Consider the following 18,249-nt stretch of genomic DNA (forward strand, 5'->3'; position numbering starts at 1 on the left):
GCGGCGACACACGGGGGCCATTTCTGCGGAAATTCTCAGACTTCCGGGGCAGCCGAAAGTTTCGGACCCGTGACCGACCGGCGCGGGGCTACGCCGTCGGCGGCGCCGCCGTACTGCTGCGCACCACCAGGCTGGTCGCCAGCTCCACCCGGGTCGCCGCCGCGGCGCCGCCCTCGCGGCCGAGGTCGAGCACCAGCCGGACGGCGGCCTCGGCCATCTCGGTCAGGGGCTGCCGTACGGTCGTCAGCGGCGGCCCCACCCAGCGGGCCACCGGCAGGTCGTCGAAGCCGACCACGCTCAGGTCCTCCGGGATGCGCAGCCCCAGTTCGCGGGCGGCCTCGTACAGGCCGAGCGCCTGGAGGTCGTTGCCGGCGAAGACCGCGGTGGGCCGGTCGGGGCGGCGCAGCAGTTCCAGGCCCTGGCGGTAGCCGGTCTCGTGGTGGAAGTCGCCGGTGCGGATCAGGGCGGGGTCGGCGGGCAGCCCGGCGGTGTCCAGCGCGGCCCGGTAGCCGTCGATCCGGGCGCGGCTGCACATCATCCGGGTGGGCCCGCTGATCGCGCCGATGCGGGTGTGGCCCAGCTCGACCAGGTGCCGGGTGGCGGCCAGTCCGCCCTGCCAGTTGGTGGCGCCGATGGAGGGCACGTCGGCGCCCGGGTCGCCGGCCGGGTCCATCACCACGAACGGGATGGAACGGCTGGTCAGCAGCGCGCGCTGGGACTCGTCGAGCCCGGACAGGACGAGGACGACGCCGTGCGGGCGGCGGGCGGCGACCTGGTCGGCCCAGGTCCGGCCCGGGGTGAGCCGGCCCGCGCTCTCCGACAGCACGACGCTGAGGCCGGTGTCGCGGGCGACGTTCTCCACGCCCCGGATGACCTCCATCGCCCAGGCGCTCTCCAGTTCGTGGAAGACCAGGTCGATCAGGGGCGAGCGGGTGGCCTCGGCGCGGCGGCGCCGGTAGCCGTGGGCGCGCAGCAGTTCCTCCACCCGGGCGCGGGTGGCCGGGGCGACGTCGGCACGGCCGTTGAGGACCTTCGAAACAGTCGGCGCCGACACACCGGCCTCGCGGGCGATCTCGGCGAGGGTCGCGGTCTGCGAGGACCGCCCTCGCGTCCGGGTTTCAGCGGGCTGCGGGGATGTCATGGCGGCGATCGTATCCCTGCGGGACCTCTTGACGAAGAGCGCGTGGGGCCATAGGTTCCCGGAACATTCGCTTTTTACATCGAAACATTCGAACCCTTTCAGTCCATCGACCGTAAGAGCCTCGGAGTTCCCGGAACAGGAGTTCCATGACCACCGCGCCCTGGCGTGACCCCGCCCTGCCCGCCGCCGCCCGTGTCGACGACCTCCTGGCCCGGATGACCCTGGAGGAGAAGACCGCCCAGCTCTACGGCGTGTGGGTGGGCGCCTCCGCGGACGGTGCGGGCGTCGCCCCGCTCCAGCGCGAGATGACCGAGGAGTACGACTGGGAGGAGCTGATCACCCGGGGCCTCGGGCAGCTCACCCGCCCCTTCGGCACCGCCCCCGTCGATCCGGCCGCCGGCGCCCGGTCGCTGGCGAGCGCCCAGCGGCGCATCATGGCGGCCGGCCGCTTCGGCATCCCGGCGCTGGCCCACGAGGAGTGCCTGGCCGGCTTCACCGCCTGGCGGGCCACCGCCTACCCGGTGCCGCTGGCCTGGGGCGCGTCCTTCGACCCGGACCTCGTCGAGGAGATGGCCGGGCGCATCGGCCGCGACCTGCGCTCGGTCGGCGTCCACCAGGGGCTCGCCCCGGTCCTGGACGTCGTACGCGATCCGCGCTGGGGCCGGGTGGAGGAGACCATCGGCGAGGACCCGTACCTGGTCGGCACGGTCGGCGCCGCCTATGTGCGAGGGCTGGAGTCGGCCGGGATCGTCGCCACGCTGAAGCACTTCGCCGGGTACGCCGCGTCCGCCGGAGCGCGCAACCTCGCGCCGGTGCGGGCCGGGGTGCGGGAGCTGGCGGACGTCACCCTGCCCCCGTTCGAGCTGGCCCTGCGCGAGGGCGGCGCCCGGTCGGTGATGGCGGCGTACACCGAGACCGACGGCGTGCCCGCCTCGGCCGACCCGGCGCTGCTGACCGGCCTGCTGCGCGAGGAGTGGGGCTTCACCGGCACGGTGGTCGCCGACTACTTCGGCGTCGGCTTCCTCCAGTCCCTGCACCGCGTCGCCGGGAGCCCCGCCGAGGCGGCGCACCTCGCCCTCGCGGCCGGCATCGACGTGGAACTGCCGACGGTCAAGTGCTATGGCACCCCGCTGCTCGAAGCGGTCCGGGCGGGCGAGGTCCCCGAGGCGCTGATCGAGCAGTCGGCGCGGCGCGTCCTGCTCCAGAAGTGCGAACTGGGCCTGCTGGACGAGGACTGGACGCCCGCGCCGCCCGCCGGCGACGGCCCCGTCGACCTGGACTCCCCGGCCAACCGGGCCCTCGCCCGCCGGCTGGCCGAGGAGTCGGTGGTCCTCCTCGACAACCCCGGCGGCCTGCTGCCGCTGGCCCCCGACGCCCGGATCGCGGTGGTCGGCCCCCGGGCCGCCGACGCGCTGGCGATGCTCGGCTGCTACTCCTTCCCGTCCCACGTCCTGCCCAGCCACCCCGGCACCCCGGCCGGCATCGACATCCCGACCGTCCTGGACTCCCTGCGGACCGAACTCCCGGACGCCAAGGTGACCTTCGCCGAGGGCTGCGACACCTCGGGACCGGACACCGACGGCATCGCGGAGGCGGTGGCGCGGGCCGCCGAGGCCGACGTGTGCGTGGCCGTACTGGGCGACCGGGCGGGCCTGTTCGGGCGGGGCACCTCGGGCGAGGGCTGCGACGCGAGCGACCTGCGGCTGCCGGGCGTGCAGGGCGCGCTGCTCGACGCGCTGGTGGCGACGGGCGTCCCGGTGGTCCTCGTGCTGCTCACCGGGCGGCCGTACGCGCTGGGCCGCTGGCACGGGCGGCTGGGCGCGGTGGTCCAGGCGTTCTTCCCCGGGGAGGAGGGCGGCCCGGCGGTGGCGGGCGTGCTGTCCGGGCGCGTCAACCCGTCGGGCCGCCTCCCGGTGAGCGTGCCGCGGCTGCCCGGCGGCCAGCCGTGGACCTACCTCCAGCCCCCGCTGGGCCTGGCCGGCGAGGTCAGCAACCTGGACCCGACGCCGCTGTACCCGTTCGGACACGGCCGCTCGTACACGGCGTTCGCGTGGGAGGACTTCACCGGCCCGCCCGCCGCGATCGGCACGGACGGCTCGTACGACGTGTCCGTGACCGTCCGCAACACCGGCGACCGGGCGGGCGCCGAGGTGGTGCAGCTCTACCTGCACGACCCGGTGGCCCGCGTGACCCGCCCCGACGTCCGCCTGATCGGCTACCGGCGCCTGGAACTGGCCCCGGGCGAGGCCCGGCGGGTCACGTTCCGGTTCCACGCGGACCTCTCCTCCTTCACCGACCGTTCCGGGCGGAGGGTGGTCGAGCCGGGGGCGCTGGACCTGCGCCTGGGAGCGTCCAGCGCGGACCTGCGGCACACGGCCCGGCTCACCCTCACGGGCCCCGCCCGGAAGGTCGGCCCCGACCGGCGGCTGCGCTGCGAGACGGAGGTGTCGGCCGCGGAGTGAGCCCGGCGCCGGAACCGCCGGGCGCCGGAGGGGGAGCCGATGATCCGCCCGTCCGCGGCGTTGCCGTCGGCCGCCGGCGCTCCGCGTTGCCGCCCGGTGCGCGCGGTACCCGGCGCCGGACCGGACGGGCCGCGTCCTGGCCGCCCGCTACGAACGCCGGCGCGGGGTCCGGCTGTGGAGGGGCCCCGAGGACCGCGACCCGGCGGAGTACTCCTACCCGCCGGTCAGTCCTCCGCGACCGACTCGAACCGCCAGCGGTGCACCGCCCGGGTGACCAGGTCCGCGGCCGGCTCCGGGAGTTCGGGCAGGTCGGCGCCGTACTCCGCGTCCCACCAGGTGATGACGAGCACGCGGTCCTGCGGGGCGCGGAACGTCTCGCGGCGCAGCGGGGCGGCGGGCAGCTCCTGGGCGCGGGCCCAGGCGAGCAGCTCCTCGCCCCGGCCGGGGACGGCCCGCGCCTCCCACATCACGGCGACGGTCATGAGTACAGGTTCTCCTTGCTGACCTCGTGCACGTGATCATGGCCGTGCGCGTGGCCGGGCACGTGCGGGTCGGTGACCGGGAGGGACGAGTCCGCCGACAGGTCCCAGTCGGAGGCGGCCCGGTTCCGGGCGACCATCTCGGCGCCGAGCGCGGCCACCATCGCGCCGTTGTCCGTGCACAGCTTGGGGCGCGGCACGCGCAGCCGGATGCCGGCCGCCTCGCAGCGCTCCTGGGCCAGCGCCCGCAGCCGGGAGTTGGCGGCGACGCCGCCGCCGATCATCAGGTGGTCGACGCCCTCGTCCTTGCAGGCCCGCACCGCCTTGCGGGTCAGCACGTCGACGACCGCCTCCTGGAAGGAGGCCGCCACATCGCGCACCGGCACCTCCTCCCCCGCCGCCCGCTTCGCCTCGATCCAGCGGGCCACGGCCGTCTTCAGCCCCGAGAAGGAGAAGTCGTACGCCGGGTCGCGCGGCCCGGTCAGACCGCGCGGGAACGCGATCGCGGCCGGGTCGCCCTCGCGGGCGTAGCGGTCGATGACCGGGCCGCCGGGGAAGCCGAGGTTCAGTACGCGGGCGATCTTGTCGAACGCCTCGCCGGCCGCGTCGTCGATGGTCGCGCCCATCGGCCGCACGTCGGAGGTGATGTCGGAGGAGAGCAGCAGCGAGGAGTGCCCGCCGGAGACCAGCAGGGCCATCGTCGGCTCGGGCAGCGGGCCGTGTTCCAGCTGGTCGACGCAGATGTGCGAGGCGAGGTGGTTGACGCCGTAGAGCGGCTTGCCCAGCGCGTAGGCGTACGCCTTCGCCGCCGAGACGCCGACCAGCAGCGCGCCGGCCAGGCCCGGCCCCGCGGTGACGGCGATGCCGTCGAGGTCGCGGGCGCTGACCCCGGCCTCCTTCAGCGCGCGCCGGATGGTGGGGACCATCGCCTCCAGGTGGGCGCGGCTCGCGACCTCCGGGACGACCCCGCCGAAGCGGGCGTGCTCGTCGACGCTGGAGGCGACGGCGTCGGCCAGCAGGGTGGTACCGCGCACGACACCGACACCGGTCTCGTCGCAGGAGGTCTCGATCCCCAGTACCAGGGGTTCGTCAGCCATGGGTCTCGGTTCCTTGTACGGGATCGGGTACGGAGTTCGCCGGATCGGTGAGGCGCATCACCAGGGCGTCCACGTTGCCCGGCTGGTAGTAGCCGCGCCGGACGCCGATGGGCGCGAAGCCGAAGCGCTCGTAGAGCCGCTGCGCCCGGACGTTGTCGACGCGGCACTCCAGCATCACTTCGGCGCATTCGAAGGCGGTGGCCGCGCGGAGCAGCTCGGTCAGCAGCCGGGAGCCGAGGCCGGTGCCCCACTGGTCGCGGGCCACGGCGATGGTCTGGACGTCGGCCTGGTCGCCGGCGGAGGCGACCAGCCCCGCGTACCCGACGATCCGGCCGTCGTCGGGCTCCTCGGCGACCAGGTAGCGGCGGGTCGCCTCCGGGCCCCGGGCGTGCGCCAGTTCGGACCAGAACATGCCCCGGGACCAGGCGTCCTCGGGGAACAGCTCCCGTTCCAGGAGCAGCACCGGGTCGATGTCCCACCAGCGCATCTCGCGCAGCACGGCGGTCGGGCTCACTGGGGCGGTCACTTGGGGGTGACCACCTTGTAGTTCTTGGGGACCTGGGCGTCGGGGCGGCGCAGGTAGAGCGGCCGGGGCGGGGGCAGTTCCTCGCCGGCCGCGAGCCGCTCGGCGGCCAGGCAGGCGAGCGCGGCGGCGGAGACGTGCTCGGGCTCGTGGGCCTGGGGGAAGGTGTCCGGGTACAGCAGCGCGCCCGCGCCGACCGCCGGGAGGCCCGCGACCTCGTCCGCGATGTCGGCGGGACGGTCGACGGCCGGGTCGGTGAGCCGGGTGCGGGAGTCGGCGTAGCGGGCCCAGTAGACCTCTTTGCGGCGGGCGTCGGTCGCCACCACGAAGGGGCCCTCCAGGTCGGCGGCGTAGGCGAGGCCGTCCAGCGTGCACACGCCGTGCACGGGCACCCCGAGCGCGAGCCCGAAGGTGTCGGCGGTCATCAGGCCGACGCGCAGCCCCGTGTACGGCCCGGGACCGGTGCCGGCGACGACGCCGGTGACCGCGTCGAGCCGCAGCCCGGTCTCGGCGAGCATCCGGTCGACGGCGGGCAGCAGCAGCTCACCGTGGCGGCGCGCGTCCACCTGGCCGGCGGAGGCGATGACGTCCGTGCCGTCGTGCAGCGCGACGGTGACGGCGGGGGTGGCGGTATCCAGAGCGAGCAAGAGCACACGGACAGCCTACGGCGGCCCGGACGGCCGTGTCGGCCGGGCCGGTCGCCAGGTCACGGACTGCTACCGTCGCTACGGAATCAGTGACGGCGCGGCCCGCAACGGCGCCCGCCGCGCCCCGCACGACGCCGAGGTGGTCGCCAGTGCCAAGCAGCAGCTCCGCGATGGTCGCCGGGCTCACCGCGGCGGCCCTGACCGCGATCGGTTTCCTCGCCCACCAGGCGTCGGTGACCGTCCCGGCCGAACTGGGCAGGCCGCGCGCGAGCGCCTCCCCCTCCCCCGGCGTCTCCGGGGTCCCCGGGGCTCCCGGAGCTTCCAAGGCGCCGCGCGACGAGCGGCACCCCGAGGCCCTGCCGACGGGGTCCGGAAAGGGTGAACGCGTGGTGTACTCGGTGGACGACGACCGGGTCTGGCTGGTCGGCGCGGGCGACCGGGTGCAGCGCACCTTCCGGGTCACGCCCAGCACGGTGGACCCGGCGCCGGGCACCTACACGGTCACCTCCCGCTCCAACCGGGTCACCGGCTCCGACGGCACCCCGGTCGAGCACGTCGTGCGCTTCGCAAGCGTCGACGGGGTGGTCATCGGGTTCAGCGCGGCGGTGGACGGCTCGACGGAGAAGCCCGCGCCGGGCGTGAAGACGGGCGGCATCCGGGAGAGCCGCGCGGACGGCGACGCCATGTGGGACTTCGCGACGATCGGACAGAAGGTCGTGGTCGTCCGCTGAGCGCCGCACGGCGGCCCGCCGGGGCCGGGGCGGGCCGCCGCGCGGCGGCCCGCCCCGGCCCCGGCTCAGGCGGCGTCGCGGTGGTGGGGCGCGGGCTGCTGCCGGGGCTCGGGCTCGGGTGCGCGCGGCGGTGTGGAGAGGGTCCGGGCCGCGGCGCAGGCGGCCAGCAGATCGCGCATGGGCACCTGGACCGGCTGGGTCTGCGAAGCCGACATGGTCGCCTCCTGAAGCTCGGGGGCGGCGTGGTTAGGCATGCCTAACCACGTACTGGCTACCATGTGACCACGGCCAGGGCGCGCAGCGCAATATGTTCCCGACGTGTTGTCGGGAAGTGACGTGGTGTCGGGAAGCGGGGGAGGTCCGGCCGGCTCAGGCGGTCAGGACCGTCAGGTCGGCCGTCGTCCAGCGCGCGCCGATCCCGGTCAGCGTCACGTGCCGTACCTCGTCGGTGGTGTCGCCGACGGCCCGGTGGATGACGAGCTGGAGCCGGTCGTCGGTCAGCTCCTCGACCTTGCCCTCGCCCCACTCCACGACGACCACGGAGTCCGGCAGCGAGACGTCCAGGTCGAGGTCCTCCATCTCGTCCAGGCCGCCGGACAGCCGGTAGGCGTCGACATGGACCAGCGGCGGGCCGTCGCCGAGGGAGGGGTGGACGCGGGCGATGACGAACGTGGGGGAGGTGACGGCGCCGCGCACGCCGAGGCCCTCACCGAGTCCCCGGGTCAGTGTGGTCTTGCCGGCGCCCAGCTCGCCGCTGAGCATCACGAGGTCGCCGGGGCGCAGCAGCTTGGCCAGGCGGCGGCCCAGCTCGCGCATCTGCTCGGGGGAGGTGACGGTGATCTCTGCGGCAGGGGTGTGCTCAGCCGGGCTGTCCGGGCCCTGCGGGGCTGCTGGTGCTTCCATAGCCACCCACGGTAGCCCCTGAGGGGACGGCGCCGACGCGGACGAGCAGGTCGGCGAGGCGGTCGGTGACCACCTCCGGGTGCTCCAGCATCACCAGGTGCCCGGCGTCCGGGACCAGGACCAGTTCCGCGTCCGGCAGTTCGCCGGCGATGGCCTCGCTGTGCTCGCTCGGGGTCACCAGGTCCCGCACCCCGGCCAGCACCAGGACGGGTATGTCCTGGAAGCGGACGAGCGCCGCCGTCTTGTCGTGGTCGTCGAAGGCCGGGTAGTACTCGGCGACGACGTCGATCGGCGTGGACTCGATCATGCGCTCGGCGAACCGGGCGACGGCCGGGTCGACGTCCCGGGCCGCGAAGGAGTACCGCTTGATGATCCCGGCGAACAGGTCGGCGGTCGCCCGGCGCCCCCGCTCCACCAGTTCGGCCCGCTGCCCCAGCGCCTTCAGCACGCCCGGCAGTATCCGCCGCACGGCGTTCACGCCGGCCACGGGGAGTCCGAAGTTGACCTCGCCGAGCCGCCCCGACGAGGTGCCGACCAGCGCGACGCCGACGACGCGCTCGCGGATCAGCTCGGGGAACTCGTCGGCCAGGGCCATCACGGTCATCCCGCCCATCGAGTGCCCGACCAGCACGACCGGCCCCTCGGGGACGGTGGCGTCGATGACCGCCTTCAGGTCGCGGCCCAGGTCCTCGATGCTGACCGGCTCGCCGTCCCGGACCTGGGACACGCCCCGCCCGGACCGGCCGTGGCTGCGCTGGTCCCAGTAGACGGACCGGACGACGCCGCGCAGGGCGGCGCGCTGGAAGTGCCAGGAGTCCTGGCTGAGGCAGTAGCCGTGGCAGAAGACGACGGTCACGGGGGCGGGGGCCTTGCGGCCGAAGAGCCGGCGGCGGCGCGGCGCGGTCCCGTCCTCCGGTCCGACGTCGTCGATCTCGTAGTACAGCTCGGTGCCGTCGTCGGCGTACGCCTGGCCGGGTATGCCGCGCAGCGAGCCGTACGGACCCGTCGAGTCGAGGGCGAGGCGGGCCCGCCGGCGCATGCCGCGGCCGACGGTGAGCCGCTCTATCGCGACGCCGGCCGCGGCGCCCGCCGCGACCACGCCTATCGCGACGCCCGCTATGCCGGTCGCCCGGCGCCAGCCGCCGGCGGCGGCCTCCAGCGCGGCCTCCGCGGCTGCCTCGGCGGCGGAGGCGACGGCCTCCCCGCTGCTCTCGCTCACGTACCGCTCCTCCTCACCACCGGGTCACTCAGGCGCGCAGCACTCGTGCTCGCCTCACTCATGCACGAGGCACTCATGCTCGGACATCTCACGGGTCACACACGGGTCACTCATGCACATGGACGCGCGGCACCCGGGCCCCGATGCGGGTGACGATCTCGTACCCGATGGTGCCCGCGGCCTGCGCCCAGTCCTCGGCGGTGGGCTCGCCCCGGTCCCCCGGTCCGAACAGCACCGCCTCGGCACCGGCCGCGGGCCGGTCGCCGCCGAGGTCGACCACGAACTGGTCCATCGCGATCCGGCCCGCCACCGTACGCCACTTGCCGTCGACCAGGACCGGGCCGGTGGAGGAGGCGTGCCGCGGGATGCCGTCCGCGTAGCCGAGGGGGACGAGGCCGAGGGTGGTCTCGCCGGCGGTGGTGTAGTGGTGCCCGTAGCTGACGCCGTGGCCGCCGGGGACGTCCTTGACCAGGGCGAGGGAGGCGGACAGCGTCATCACCGGGCGCAGCCCGTGGTCGGCGGGGGTGCCCAGCTCGGGGCTGGGCGAGAGGCCGTAGAGCGCGATGCCGGTGCGTACGAGGTCGAAGTGGGCCTCGGGGAGGGTGAGCGTGGCCGGGGAGTTGGCGATGTGCCGTACGTCGGGCCGCACGCCCCGCTCCTCGGCGTACGCCGTCATCTCCCGGAAGACGGTGAGCTGGGCGGCGATGGAGGGGTGGCCGGGCTCGTCGGCGCAGGCGAAGTGGGACCAGAGTCCGGTGACGCGGAGCAGCCCCTCGTCCTCGGCGCGCAGGGCGGCGCCGACCAGCTCGTGCCAGTCCGGGCCCGGCTGGCAGCCGCTGCGGCCCAGCCCGGTGTCGGCCTTGAGCTGCACGCGCGCCGGGCGCCCGGCGCGACGGGCGGCGGCCTCGACCTCGCGCAGGGCCCACATGCCGCTGACGGAGACGTCGAGGCCGGCCTCGACCGCCTCCTGCCAGGGGCCGCCGGGCGTCCAGAGCCAGCACATGATCCGCAGGTCGTCCGGGAGCCCGGCGTCGGCGCGCAGCGCGAGGGCCTCCTGCGGGGTGGCGGTACCGAGCCAGGTGGCGCCGGCCTGCACGGCCGCGCGGGCGCACGGGATCGCGCCGTGGCCGTAGGCGTCGGCCTTCACCACGGCCATCAGCTCCGCACCCGGCGCGAGCAGCGCGCGCAGGGTGCGCACGTTGCCCCGCAGCGCGTCCAGATCGATCTCGGCCCGGGCCCGCAGGGCGGCGCCCCGGCGGGCAGTTGTCTCACTCATCGTGGGGCCAGTGTCTCAGAGGGTCGGACAGGGAGGCCGGGGATGTCTCCGGCGGGCGCGTACCCCGCCGCCGGAACCGACACCGCGCGTCCCGTGACCGACCGGCGCGTCACCCCCGTACATTCCTTACCTCCTGTACATCCCATACCTCCTGTACATCCCTTACTTCCCGCCACGCCCGAGGAATCGCCGACGCCACGTCGTGCGCGCCCATCGGCGCTCCCCGCGCCGCGAACCTCCCCGCCAGCCCGTGCAGATACGCCCCCGCGCTCCCCGCATCCACCGCCGACAGCCCCGCCGCCAGCAACGACCCCGCCAGCCCGGACAGCACGTCCCCGCTCCCGGCCGTGGCCAGCCAGGGCGTCCCCGTCCCGTTGACCCGCACGGGCCCCTCGCCCGCCCCCGCGACCAAGGTCGTCGCCCCCTTCAACAGCACCGTCGCCCCGTACCTCCCCGCCAGCTCCCGCACCGCGTCCAGCCGCGCCGCCTCGACCTCCTCACGGCCCACCCCGAGCAGCGCCGCCGCCTCCCCGGCGTGCGGCGTCATCAGCGTCGGCGCCGTCCGCGCCCGTACCGCCCCGGCGTCCGCCAGCCGCAGCCCGTCCGCGTCGATCAGCACCGGCACCTCCGCCGCGACCACCTCCGCCACGGTCCCGGCGTCGTCCCCGGCCCCCGGTCCGACCACCCACGCCTGCACCCGCCCCGCCCGCTTCGGCCCCTGGTCGGACACGAGCGTCTCGGGGAACCGGGCGATCACCGCGTCCCCGGCCGGACCGACGTACCGCACCGCACCGGCCCCGCCCCGCAGCGCGCCGGACACGGCGAGCACCGCCGCTCCCGGGTACCGGGCCGACCCGGCGGCGATGCCCACCACCCCCCGCCGGTACTTGTCGCTCTCGGCCCCCGGCACCGGCAGCAGCCGCGCCACGTCCGCGTGCTGCAACGCCTCCAGCACCGGCTTCTCGTCCAGTTCCAGCCCGATGTCGACGAGCCGCACCGACCCGGCGTACTCCCGCGCCGGATCGATCAGCAGCCCCGGCTTGTGCGTCCCGAACGTCACGGTCAGGTCGGCCCGCACGGCCGCCCCCCGCACCTGTCCCGTGTCCGCGTCCACCCCGCTCGGCAGGTCCACGGCGACCACGGCGGCCCGCGCCCGCTCCGCCGCCTCGGCGAGCGGCACCGCCTCCGGCCGCAGCCCGCCCTTGCCCCCGATCCCGACGATGCCGTCGACGACCAGGTCGGCCCGCTCGATCAGCCCCACCCCGGAGTCCGCGCCCGCCGCGTTCCCGCCCGCCCGGCGCAGCGCCGCGAGCCCCCCGGCGTGCGCCCGCTCGGGCGCGAGCAGGACGGCGTTCACGCCCGCGCCCCGCCGGGCCAGCCGCGCTCCGGCGTACAGGGCGTCGCCGCCGTTGTCGCCGCTGCCGACCAGCAGCACCACCCGGCTGCCGTACACCCGGCCCGGCGCCCGGCCGAGCAGGTCGGCGCAGGCGGCGGCGAGCCCGGCCGCCGCGCGTTGCATCAAGGCCCCCTCGGGCAGCCGCGCCATCGCCGCCCGCTCCGCCGTCCTGACCGTCTCCACGCTGTACGCAGTCCGCATGGGTCCGAGTGTGCCCCGCACCGCGCGGTGCGACGCGGGGACGGAACGGCGGAGGCGGACCTCCTCCGCCCCACGGACGGCGAGCCCGGCCGGCCGCCCGTGCGACCAACCGCCCGCACACTCCCCCGCCAGGCCCTCCCCCTCAGGCCGGTCGGTCACGTCCGGTGAACAGGGCGAGCAGCCCGTGGGGCGAGTCGTCGCCGAACATCAGCGCGTGCAGCCGGCCCGCCTCGACGGCCTCGGCGGCGCCGCGCGGGAACATCTCCCGCTCGTACGCGGTGAGCGCGGCCTCGGTGTCGCCGGGGTGCGCGGCGAGCAGCTCACCGAGCCGGGCGGCGTCGTACATGGCCAGGTTGGCGCCCTCACCGGACGGCAGCATGAGGTGGGCGGCGTCACCGAGCAGGGTCACCCCGGGCACCCGGTCCCAGCGGTGCTCGTCCGGCAGCGCGTACAGGGGGCGCAGTACGGGCGCGGTCTCGCCGTCGGTGATCAGCGCGGTCAGTTCCGGCGCCCAGCCCTCGAACTCCCCGGCGATCCGCGCGGCGGCCGGGCCAGCGCCGGTGAAGTCGACGCCGTCGAACCACTCCAGCGGCCGGGCCAGCGCCACGTACGTGTGCAGGGTGCCCCCGCTCTCCCGGTGCGCCGTGATGCCCTTGCCCGGCGCGAGCGCGTACATCGATCCGCCGCCGACGGCCTTCGCGGCGGCGGGGTGCCGGGTGTCGGCGTCGTACAGGTACGTCTCGACGAACGACGTGCCGGTGTACTCGGGTGTGGCCGCGGAGAGCAGCGGCCGCACCCGCGACCAGGCGCCGTCCGCGCCGACCAGCAGCCTCGTGACGACGGTCGTGCCGTCGGCGAAGGCCACCTCGTGCCGGCCCCCGCCCAGTGCCCGGACGCCGCTCACCTTGCGCCCCCACCGCACGGTGCCCTCCGGCAGCGAGTCGAGCAGCAGCCGCCGCAGCTCACCGCGCTGCACCTCGGGGCGTCCGCCCGTGCCGTCGTCGGGTTCGTCAAGCAGGACGGTCCCGTCCGGGGCGAGGGCGCGGGAGGCCTGGCGGCCCTCCAGGACGAGGCCGCGGAACTCCTCGTGGAGGCCCGCGGCCTCGAGGGCGAGCTGCCCGTTGTGGTCGTGGATGTCGAGCATCCCGCCCTGCGCACGGGCGGTCGGCGAGGCCTCCGCCTCGTGGACGGTGACCGGTATGCCGTGGACGTGGAGGACACGGGCGAGGGTGAGCCCCCCGAGCCCGGCGCCGATGATCGTGACGTCGGTCGTCATGACAACGCTCCCTACAGTGCTGGAATGCCGTTCCATTGCTTCCGCGCTCCACACTGGAACCTCGTTCCACCCTTGTCAAGCTGGAACGGGGTTCCAGGCCCTGTGCCACAATGGCCGCATGGCAGCAACCAGGACCCGCCGACCCGAGCGCCGCCGCGAGCACCCGCTCTCCCGCGAGCGCATCGTCGAGGCCGCGATCGAGCTGCTCGACACGGCGGGCGAGGGCGGGCTCACCTTCCGCGCCCTCGCCGAGCGGCTCGCCACCGGGCCCGGCGCGATCTACTGGCACGTCACCGGCAAGGACGAACTCCTGCACGCCGCCACCGACGCGGTCGTCACCGCCGCCGTGCCCCCGACGACCGCCGGCACCACCCCGCAGGAGGCCACCCGCGCCACCGCGCTCGGCGTGTTCGACGCGATCGACGCCCATCCGTGGGTCGGCGCGCAGCTCGCCCGCTCCCCCATGGACATGGACGCGCCGGTCCTGCGGATCTTCGAACGCCTCGGCCGCCAGGTCCAGGCGCTCGGCGTGCCCCGCGCCCTCCAGTTCACGGCCGCGTCCGCGCTGCTGAACTACGTCGTCGGCGTGGCCGGCCAGAACGCGGCCAACGCCCGCGCGGTCCAGCCGGGCACCGACCGCGCCGAGTTCCTGACCACGATGGCGGCGGGCTGGGCGGACCTCGACCCCGAGGAGTACCGGTTCGTCCGGCACATCGCGGGCGACCTGCCCCACCACGACGACCGGGTGGAGTTCCTGGCCGGCATCGACCTCATCCTCACCGGCATCGCTCCCCGTGAACGACCCGAGTGAGGAGAGCGGTCCGGCGGCGCTGTCCGGCTTCGGCCCCCGCCTGCGCGCCCTGCGCCAGTCCCGCGGCACCACGCTGGCCCAGCTCGGCGCGGCCACCGGCATCTCCGTGAGCACCCTGTCCCGGCTGGAGTCGGGACGACGCGAGCCGACCCTGCGTCATCTGCTCCCGCTGGCCGAGGCGTTCCGCGTCTCCCTGGACGACCTGGTCGGCTCCCGCACCGGCGACCCCCGCGTCCACCCCCGGCCCTTCGTCCGCCACGGACAGACCTGGATTCCGCTCACCCCGGCCCCGCACCTCGGCGGCCTGCACGCCTACAAGCAGATCCTCCCGGCCCCGGCCGGCCCGCGCACCACCCGCCCCGAGCAGGGCTCCCACGAGGGGCACGAGTGGCTGTACGTCCTCTCCGGCCGCCTGCTCCTCGCCCTCGGCGACCACGACCTGGTCCTCGCGGCGGGCGAGTCGGCGGAGTTCGACACGCGCGTCCCGCACGGCCTGGCCAACGCGGGCGACCGCCCGGTGGAGTGGATCGCGCTGTACGGCGCCCAGGGCGAGCGCATGCAGGTCAGGGTCCGCCCGACGCGGGACTGAGACCCGGGGTTCACCCCTCCGCGATCACCACGGCCGACGCCACCCCGGCGTCATGGCTCAGCGACACGTGCCACGAGGTCACGCCCAGCTCGGCGGCGCGCGCCGCCACCGTCCCGGTCACCCGCAGCCGGGGCCGCCCACTGTCCTCCACGTAGACCTCGGCGTCGGTCCAGAGCAGCCCGGCCGGCGCCCCCAGCGCCTTGGCCAGCGCCTCCTTCGCCGCGAACCGCGCGGCCAGCGAGGCGACCCCGCGCCGCGCACCGCCCGGCAGCAGCAGCTCGCTCTCCAGGAAGAGCCGCCCGGCCAACGCGGGCGTACGCTCCAACGACGCCGCGAACCGCTCGATCTCCGCCACGTCGATCCCGACCCCGATGATGCTCATGCGGGCACCCTACGGGGCTCCCCGCTCCTCCCCCGCACCGTAGCGGTCCTCAGCCCGCCCGGCCGCTCACTCCACCGTCACCGACTTCGCCAGGTTCCGGGGCTGATCCACCTCGTTGCCCCGGGCCGTCGCCAGTTCGCAGGCGAAGACCTGCAGCGGCACCGTCGCCACCAGGGGCTGGAGGAGCGTCGGCGTGACCGGCACCCGGATCAGGTGGTCGGCGTACGGCGTCACCGCGTCGTCGCCCTCCTCGGCGATGACGATGGTGCGGGCGCCCCGGGCGCGGATCTCCTGGATGTTGGAGACGATCTTGTCGTGCAGCACCGAGCGCCCACGCGGGGACGGCACCACCACGACGACCGGCACGTCCTCCTCGATCAGCGCGATCGGCCCGTGCTTCAGCTCCCCCGCCGCGAACCCCTCGGCGTGCATGTAGGCCAGCTCCTTCAACTTCAGCGCGCCCTCCAGCGCGACCGGATAGCCCACGTGCCGCCCCAGGAACAGCACCGTGTCCTTCCCGGCGAGCGTGCGCGCCAGCTCCCGTACCGGCTCCATGGTCTCCAGCACCCGGCCGACCGCCTCCCCGATGCCCGCCAGGTCCCGGATCACCGCCCGGATCTCGTCCCCCCACTTGGTGCCGCGCACCTGCCCGAGGTACAGAGCGACCAGGTAGCAGGCGACCAGCTGGGTCAGGAACGCCTTGGTCGAGGCGACGGCGACCTCGGGACCGGCGTGCGTGTAGAGCACGGCGTCGGATTCGCGGGGGATCGTCGAACCGTTGGTGTTGCAGATGGCCAGCACCTTGGAGCCCTGTTCGCGGGCGTGCCGCAGGGCCATCAGCGTGTCCATGGTCTCGCCGGACTGGGAGATGGCGATGACCAGTGACCGGGAGTCGAGGATGGGGTCGCGGTAGCGGAACTCGCTCGCCAGCTCGACCTCGCACGGAATACGCGTCCAGTGCTCGATCGCGTACTTGGCGATCAGCCCCGCGTGGAAGGCCGTACCGCACGCGACGATGACGACCTTGTCCGTCTCGCGCAGCTCCGCCGCCGGGATCCGTACCTCGTCCAGGGTCAGTGAGCCCGCCGCGTCGATGCGGCCCAGCAGCGTGTCGGCGACCGCCTTCGGCTGTTCGGCGATCTCCTTGAGCATGAAGGAGGCGTGGCCGTCCTTCTCGGCGGCGGAGGCGTCCCAGTCGACGTGGTAGGCGCGGACGTCGGCCGGGGAGCCGTCGAAGCCGGTCACCGTGACGCCGTCCCGGCGCAGCTCGACCACCTGGTCCTGGCCGAGTTCGAGGGCCTCGCGGGTGTGCGCGATGAACGCCGCCACGTCGGAGGCGAGGAAGGACTCGCCCTCGCCGACCCCGACCACCAGCGGCGAGTTGCGGCGGGCGCCGACCACCACGTCCGGCTCGTCCGCGTGCGTCGCGACCAGCGTGAACGCGCCCTCCAGGCGCCGGCACACCAGCCGCATCGCCTCCGCCAGGTCGGCGCAGGCCGAGTACTCCTCGGCGAGCAGGTGGGCGACGACCTCGGTGTCCGTCTCGGAGGCGAGACCGTGACCGCGCTCGGTCAGCTCGGCCCGCAGCGCGGCGAAGTTCTCGATGATGCCGTTGTGCACGACGGCGACCCGGCCCGCGTTGTCCAGGTGCGGATGGGCGTTGGCGTCGGTGGGGCCGCCGTGCGTGGCCCACCGGGTGTGGCCGATGCCGGTGGCCCCGGCCGGCAGCGGGCGCTCGGCCAGCTCCTTCTCCAGGTTGACGAGCTTGCCGGCCCGCTTGGCGGCGGCGAGGCCGCCGTCCGCGAGCACGGCGACGCCCGCGGAGTCGTATCCCCGGTACTCCAGTCGCTTCAGCCCGGCCATCACGACGTCGAGAGCCGACTGCGTTCCCACATATCCCACGATTCCGCACATGATCGGCAGCCTACGGTCAGATCCGATCACGATCGCGCCGAATCCTGCCCGATATCGGAAATTCCTACGGCTGCCCGGCCCGCGTCGGCCCACATGGACTCCGGCCGGGCGACGTGACCGACCCCACCCTGCACCCCGTTCAAACTCCGTTAACAATGGACTGTGATCTCTCCGGTCCCTTCGACGGCGCCTTCAGTCGTCCCCTCGACCCCCCGGAGCGCCCACCGGCCCAGGCCGGAGGCGACTCCCTACGTCGACCTCACCCGCGCCGAGTGGAGCGCGCTGCGTGAGAAGACGCCGCTGCCGCTCACCGCCGAGGAGGTGGAGAAGCTGCGCGGCCTCGGCGACGTCATCGACCTCGACGAGGTGCGGGACATCTACCTCCCGCTCTCCCGGCTGCTCAACCTCTACGTCGGCGCCACCGACGGCCTCCGCGGCGCGCTCAACACCTTCCTCGGCGAACAGGGCTCCCAGTCCGGCACCCCCTTCGTCATAGGCGTGGCCGGCTCGGTCGCGGTCGGCAAGTCCACCGTCGCCCGCCTGCTCCAGGCGCTGCTCTCCCGCTGGCCCGAGCACCCGCGCGTCGAGCTGGTCACCACCGACGGCTTCCTGCTGCCGACCCGGGAGCTGGAAGCGCGCGGCCTGATGGCGCGGAAAGGTTTCCCCGAGTCGTACGACCGCCGCGCGCTGACCCGCTTCGTCGCCGACATCAAGGCCGGCAAGGCGGAGGTGACCGCGCCCGTCTACTCCCACCTGATCTACGACATCGTCCCCGGCGAGAAGCTGACCGTCCGCCGCCCGGACATCCTGATCGTCGAGGGCCTCAACGTCCTCCAGCCCGCCCTCCCCGGCAAGGACGGCCGCACCCGGGTCGGCCTCGCCGACTACTTCGACTTCAGCGTGTACGTCGACGCCCGCCCCGAGGACATCGAGAGCTGGTACCTCAACCGCTTCAAGAAGCTGCGCGCGACCGCCTTCCAGAACCCCTCCTCCTACTTCCGCAAGTACACCCAGGTGTCGGAGGAGGAGGCCCTCGACTACGCCCGCACCACCTGGCGCACCATCAACGAGCCCAACCTGATCGAGAACGTCGCCCCCACCCGGGGCCGCGCCACCCTGATCCTGCGCAAGGGCCCGGACCACAAGGTGCAGCGGCTGCACCTGCGCAAACTGTGACCTCACCCGGGGCCGTCCGACGGTTC

18 protein-coding genes are annotated in these 18,249 nt (G+C 74.8%); 5 read left to right on the forward strand and 13 right to left on the reverse strand.

Annotated elements, in window-relative coordinates; genetic code table 11:
- Nucleotides 1-88 precede the first annotated feature (88 nt).
- A complete protein-coding gene (locus tag ACIQR3_RS03000) occupies nt 89-1,141 on the reverse strand; it encodes a LacI family DNA-binding transcriptional regulator (protein ID WP_403533287.1) in 1,053 nt (350 codons plus the stop codon).
- 146 nt (nt 1,142-1,287) lie between these two features.
- On the opposite strand from ACIQR3_RS03000, the gene ACIQR3_RS03005 reads away from it, so the two are divergent.
- Nucleotides 1,288-3,603, forward strand: a complete 2,316-nt coding sequence (locus tag ACIQR3_RS03005) for a glycoside hydrolase family 3 N-terminal domain-containing protein (protein WP_403533289.1) — start codon at nt 1,288-1,290, stop codon at nt 3,601-3,603.
- A gap of 224 nt (nt 3,604-3,827) precedes the next feature.
- Here ACIQR3_RS03005 and ACIQR3_RS03010 read toward each other — a convergent pair whose 3' ends face one another.
- The 4 genes from ACIQR3_RS03010 to tsaB are packed head-to-tail and all read right to left on the reverse strand — an operon-like array spanning nt 3,828 to nt 6,355.
- A complete protein-coding gene (locus ACIQR3_RS03010; RefSeq protein WP_403533292.1) occupies nt 3,828-4,085 on the reverse strand; it encodes a hypothetical protein in 258 nt (85 codons plus the stop codon).
- Nucleotides 4,082-5,179, reverse strand: a complete 1,098-nt coding sequence (tsaD, locus tag ACIQR3_RS03015; RefSeq protein WP_403533295.1) for a tRNA (adenosine(37)-N6)-threonylcarbamoyltransferase complex transferase subunit TsaD — start codon at nt 5,177-5,179, stop codon at nt 4,082-4,084. The genes ACIQR3_RS03010 and tsaD overlap by 4 nt, the downstream gene beginning before the upstream one ends.
- Nucleotides 5,172-5,666, reverse strand: coding sequence for a ribosomal protein S18-alanine N-acetyltransferase (gene rimI, locus ACIQR3_RS03020; RefSeq protein ID WP_403533979.1), 495 nt, complete (start codon nt 5,664-5,666; stop codon nt 5,172-5,174). The genes tsaD and rimI overlap by 8 nt, the downstream gene beginning before the upstream one ends.
- Before the next feature lie 35 nt (nt 5,667-5,701).
- Nucleotides 5,702-6,355, reverse strand: a complete 654-nt coding sequence (tsaB, locus tag ACIQR3_RS03025; protein WP_403533297.1) for a tRNA (adenosine(37)-N6)-threonylcarbamoyltransferase complex dimerization subunit type 1 TsaB — start codon at nt 6,353-6,355, stop codon at nt 5,702-5,704.
- Nucleotides 6,356-6,498: 143 nt separating this feature from the next.
- Here tsaB and ACIQR3_RS03030 point away from each other — a divergent pair, with 143 nt between their 5' ends.
- On the forward strand, nt 6,499-7,080 hold the full coding sequence (locus ACIQR3_RS03030; RefSeq protein WP_403533299.1) for a hypothetical protein: 582 nt from the start codon (nt 6,499-6,501) through the stop codon (nt 7,078-7,080).
- A 65-nt stretch (nt 7,081-7,145) separates the two neighbouring features.
- On the opposite strand, the gene ACIQR3_RS03035 is transcribed toward ACIQR3_RS03030, so the two are convergent.
- The 6 genes from ACIQR3_RS03035 to ACIQR3_RS03060 form a co-directional block, all read right to left on the reverse strand.
- Nucleotides 7,146-7,295, reverse strand: a complete 150-nt coding sequence (locus ACIQR3_RS03035; RefSeq protein ID WP_215167435.1) for a hypothetical protein — start codon at nt 7,293-7,295, stop codon at nt 7,146-7,148.
- A 154-nt stretch (nt 7,296-7,449) separates the two neighbouring features.
- Nucleotides 7,450-7,983 carry a tRNA (adenosine(37)-N6)-threonylcarbamoyltransferase complex ATPase subunit type 1 TsaE gene (gene tsaE, locus ACIQR3_RS03040; RefSeq protein WP_403533303.1) on the reverse strand — a complete coding sequence of 178 codons (534 nt, stop codon included), beginning with the start codon at nt 7,981-7,983 and terminating at the stop codon, nt 7,450-7,452.
- On the reverse strand, nt 7,940-9,202 hold the full coding sequence (locus ACIQR3_RS03045; RefSeq protein ID WP_403533305.1) for an alpha/beta fold hydrolase: 1,263 nt from the start codon (nt 9,200-9,202) through the stop codon (nt 7,940-7,942). Before ACIQR3_RS03045 ends, tsaE begins: the two co-directional genes overlap by 44 nt.
- Nucleotides 9,203-9,308: 106 nt before the next feature.
- Nucleotides 9,309-10,478, reverse strand: a complete 1,170-nt coding sequence (gene alr / locus ACIQR3_RS03050; RefSeq protein WP_403533307.1) for an alanine racemase — start codon at nt 10,476-10,478, stop codon at nt 9,309-9,311.
- Between the two features lie 109 nt (nt 10,479-10,587).
- A complete protein-coding gene (locus tag ACIQR3_RS03055) occupies nt 10,588-12,075 on the reverse strand; it encodes an NAD(P)H-hydrate dehydratase (RefSeq protein WP_403533310.1) in 1,488 nt (495 codons plus the stop codon).
- A 142-nt stretch (nt 12,076-12,217) separates the two neighbouring features.
- Nucleotides 12,218-13,351: an FAD-dependent oxidoreductase gene (locus ACIQR3_RS03060; RefSeq protein ID WP_403533313.1), complete on the reverse strand. Its 1,134-nt coding sequence runs from the start codon at nt 13,349-13,351 to the stop codon at nt 12,218-12,220.
- A 118-nt stretch (nt 13,352-13,469) separates the two neighbouring features.
- Between ACIQR3_RS03060 and ACIQR3_RS03065 the strand changes: the two genes are divergently transcribed.
- Nucleotides 13,470-14,162, forward strand: coding sequence for a TetR/AcrR family transcriptional regulator (locus tag ACIQR3_RS03065; protein ID WP_403533315.1), 693 nt, complete (start codon nt 13,470-13,472; stop codon nt 14,160-14,162).
- A complete protein-coding gene (locus ACIQR3_RS03070; RefSeq protein ID WP_403533317.1) occupies nt 14,146-14,751 on the forward strand; it encodes a helix-turn-helix domain-containing protein in 606 nt (201 codons plus the stop codon). Before ACIQR3_RS03065 ends, ACIQR3_RS03070 begins: the two co-directional genes overlap by 17 nt.
- 10 nt (nt 14,752-14,761) lie before the next feature.
- Here ACIQR3_RS03070 and ACIQR3_RS03075 read toward each other — a convergent pair whose 3' ends face one another.
- Together ACIQR3_RS03075 and glmS are read right to left on the reverse strand one after the other, a co-directional pair.
- The gene (locus tag ACIQR3_RS03075; RefSeq protein ID WP_403533320.1) at nt 14,762-15,133 is read right to left on the reverse strand and encodes a holo-ACP synthase; all 372 of its coding nucleotides are present in this window, start codon (nt 15,131-15,133) and stop codon (nt 14,762-14,764) included.
- 66 nt (nt 15,134-15,199) lie between these two features.
- The gene (gene glmS / locus ACIQR3_RS03080) at nt 15,200-17,047 is read right to left on the reverse strand and encodes a glutamine--fructose-6-phosphate transaminase (isomerizing) (RefSeq protein WP_403533323.1); all 1,848 of its coding nucleotides are present in this window, start codon (nt 17,045-17,047) and stop codon (nt 15,200-15,202) included.
- Between the two features lie 165 nt (nt 17,048-17,212).
- Between glmS and coaA the strand changes: the two genes are divergently transcribed.
- Nucleotides 17,213-18,223 (forward strand): type I pantothenate kinase, encoded by a 1,011-nt coding sequence (gene coaA / locus ACIQR3_RS03085; RefSeq protein WP_403533982.1) that lies wholly within the window; start codon nt 17,213-17,215, stop codon nt 18,221-18,223.
- The last annotated feature ends 26 nt before the right edge of the window (nt 18,224-18,249 follow it).

The sequence above is a fragment of the Streptomyces sp. NPDC090994 genome, assembly GCF_044768905.1.
Taxonomy (GTDB): domain Bacteria; phylum Actinomycetota; class Actinomycetes; order Streptomycetales; family Streptomycetaceae; genus Streptomyces.

Bases quoted from the DNA above. Each gene is read 5' to 3' on its own strand.
- ACIQR3_RS03000 (WP_403533287.1), bottom strand. From the start codon at position 1,141: ATGACATCCCCGCAGCCCGCTGAAACCCGGACGCGAGGGCGGTCCTCG.
- ACIQR3_RS03035 (WP_215167435.1), bottom strand. From the start codon at position 7,295: ATGTCGGCTTCGCAGACCCAGCCGGTCCAGGTGCCCATGCGCGATCTG.
- tsaD (WP_403533295.1), bottom strand. From the start codon at position 5,179: ATGGCTGACGAACCCCTGGTACTGGGGATCGAGACCTCCTGCGACGAG.
- glmS (WP_403533323.1), bottom strand. From the start codon at position 17,047: ATGTGCGGAATCGTGGGATATGTGGGAACGCAGTCGGCTCTCGACGTC.
- ACIQR3_RS03055 (WP_403533310.1), bottom strand. From the start codon at position 12,075: ATGCGGACTGCGTACAGCGTGGAGACGGTCAGGACGGCGGAGCGGGCG.
- tsaE (WP_403533303.1), bottom strand. From the start codon at position 7,983: ATGGAAGCACCAGCAGCCCCGCAGGGCCCGGACAGCCCGGCTGAGCAC.
- ACIQR3_RS03075 (WP_403533320.1), bottom strand. From the start codon at position 15,133: ATGAGCATCATCGGGGTCGGGATCGACGTGGCGGAGATCGAGCGGTTC.
- ACIQR3_RS03010 (WP_403533292.1), bottom strand. From the start codon at position 4,085: ATGACCGTCGCCGTGATGTGGGAGGCGCGGGCCGTCCCCGGCCGGGGC.
- rimI (WP_403533979.1), bottom strand. From the start codon at position 5,666: ATGCGCTGGTGGGACATCGACCCGGTGCTGCTCCTGGAACGGGAGCTG.
- ACIQR3_RS03060 (WP_403533313.1), bottom strand. From the start codon at position 13,351: ATGACGACCGACGTCACGATCATCGGCGCCGGGCTCGGGGGGCTCACC.
- ACIQR3_RS03065 (WP_403533315.1), top strand. From the start codon at position 13,470: ATGGCAGCAACCAGGACCCGCCGACCCGAGCGCCGCCGCGAGCACCCG.
- ACIQR3_RS03005 (WP_403533289.1), top strand. From the start codon at position 1,288: ATGACCACCGCGCCCTGGCGTGACCCCGCCCTGCCCGCCGCCGCCCGT.
- alr (WP_403533307.1), bottom strand. From the start codon at position 10,478: ATGAGTGAGACAACTGCCCGCCGGGGCGCCGCCCTGCGGGCCCGGGCC.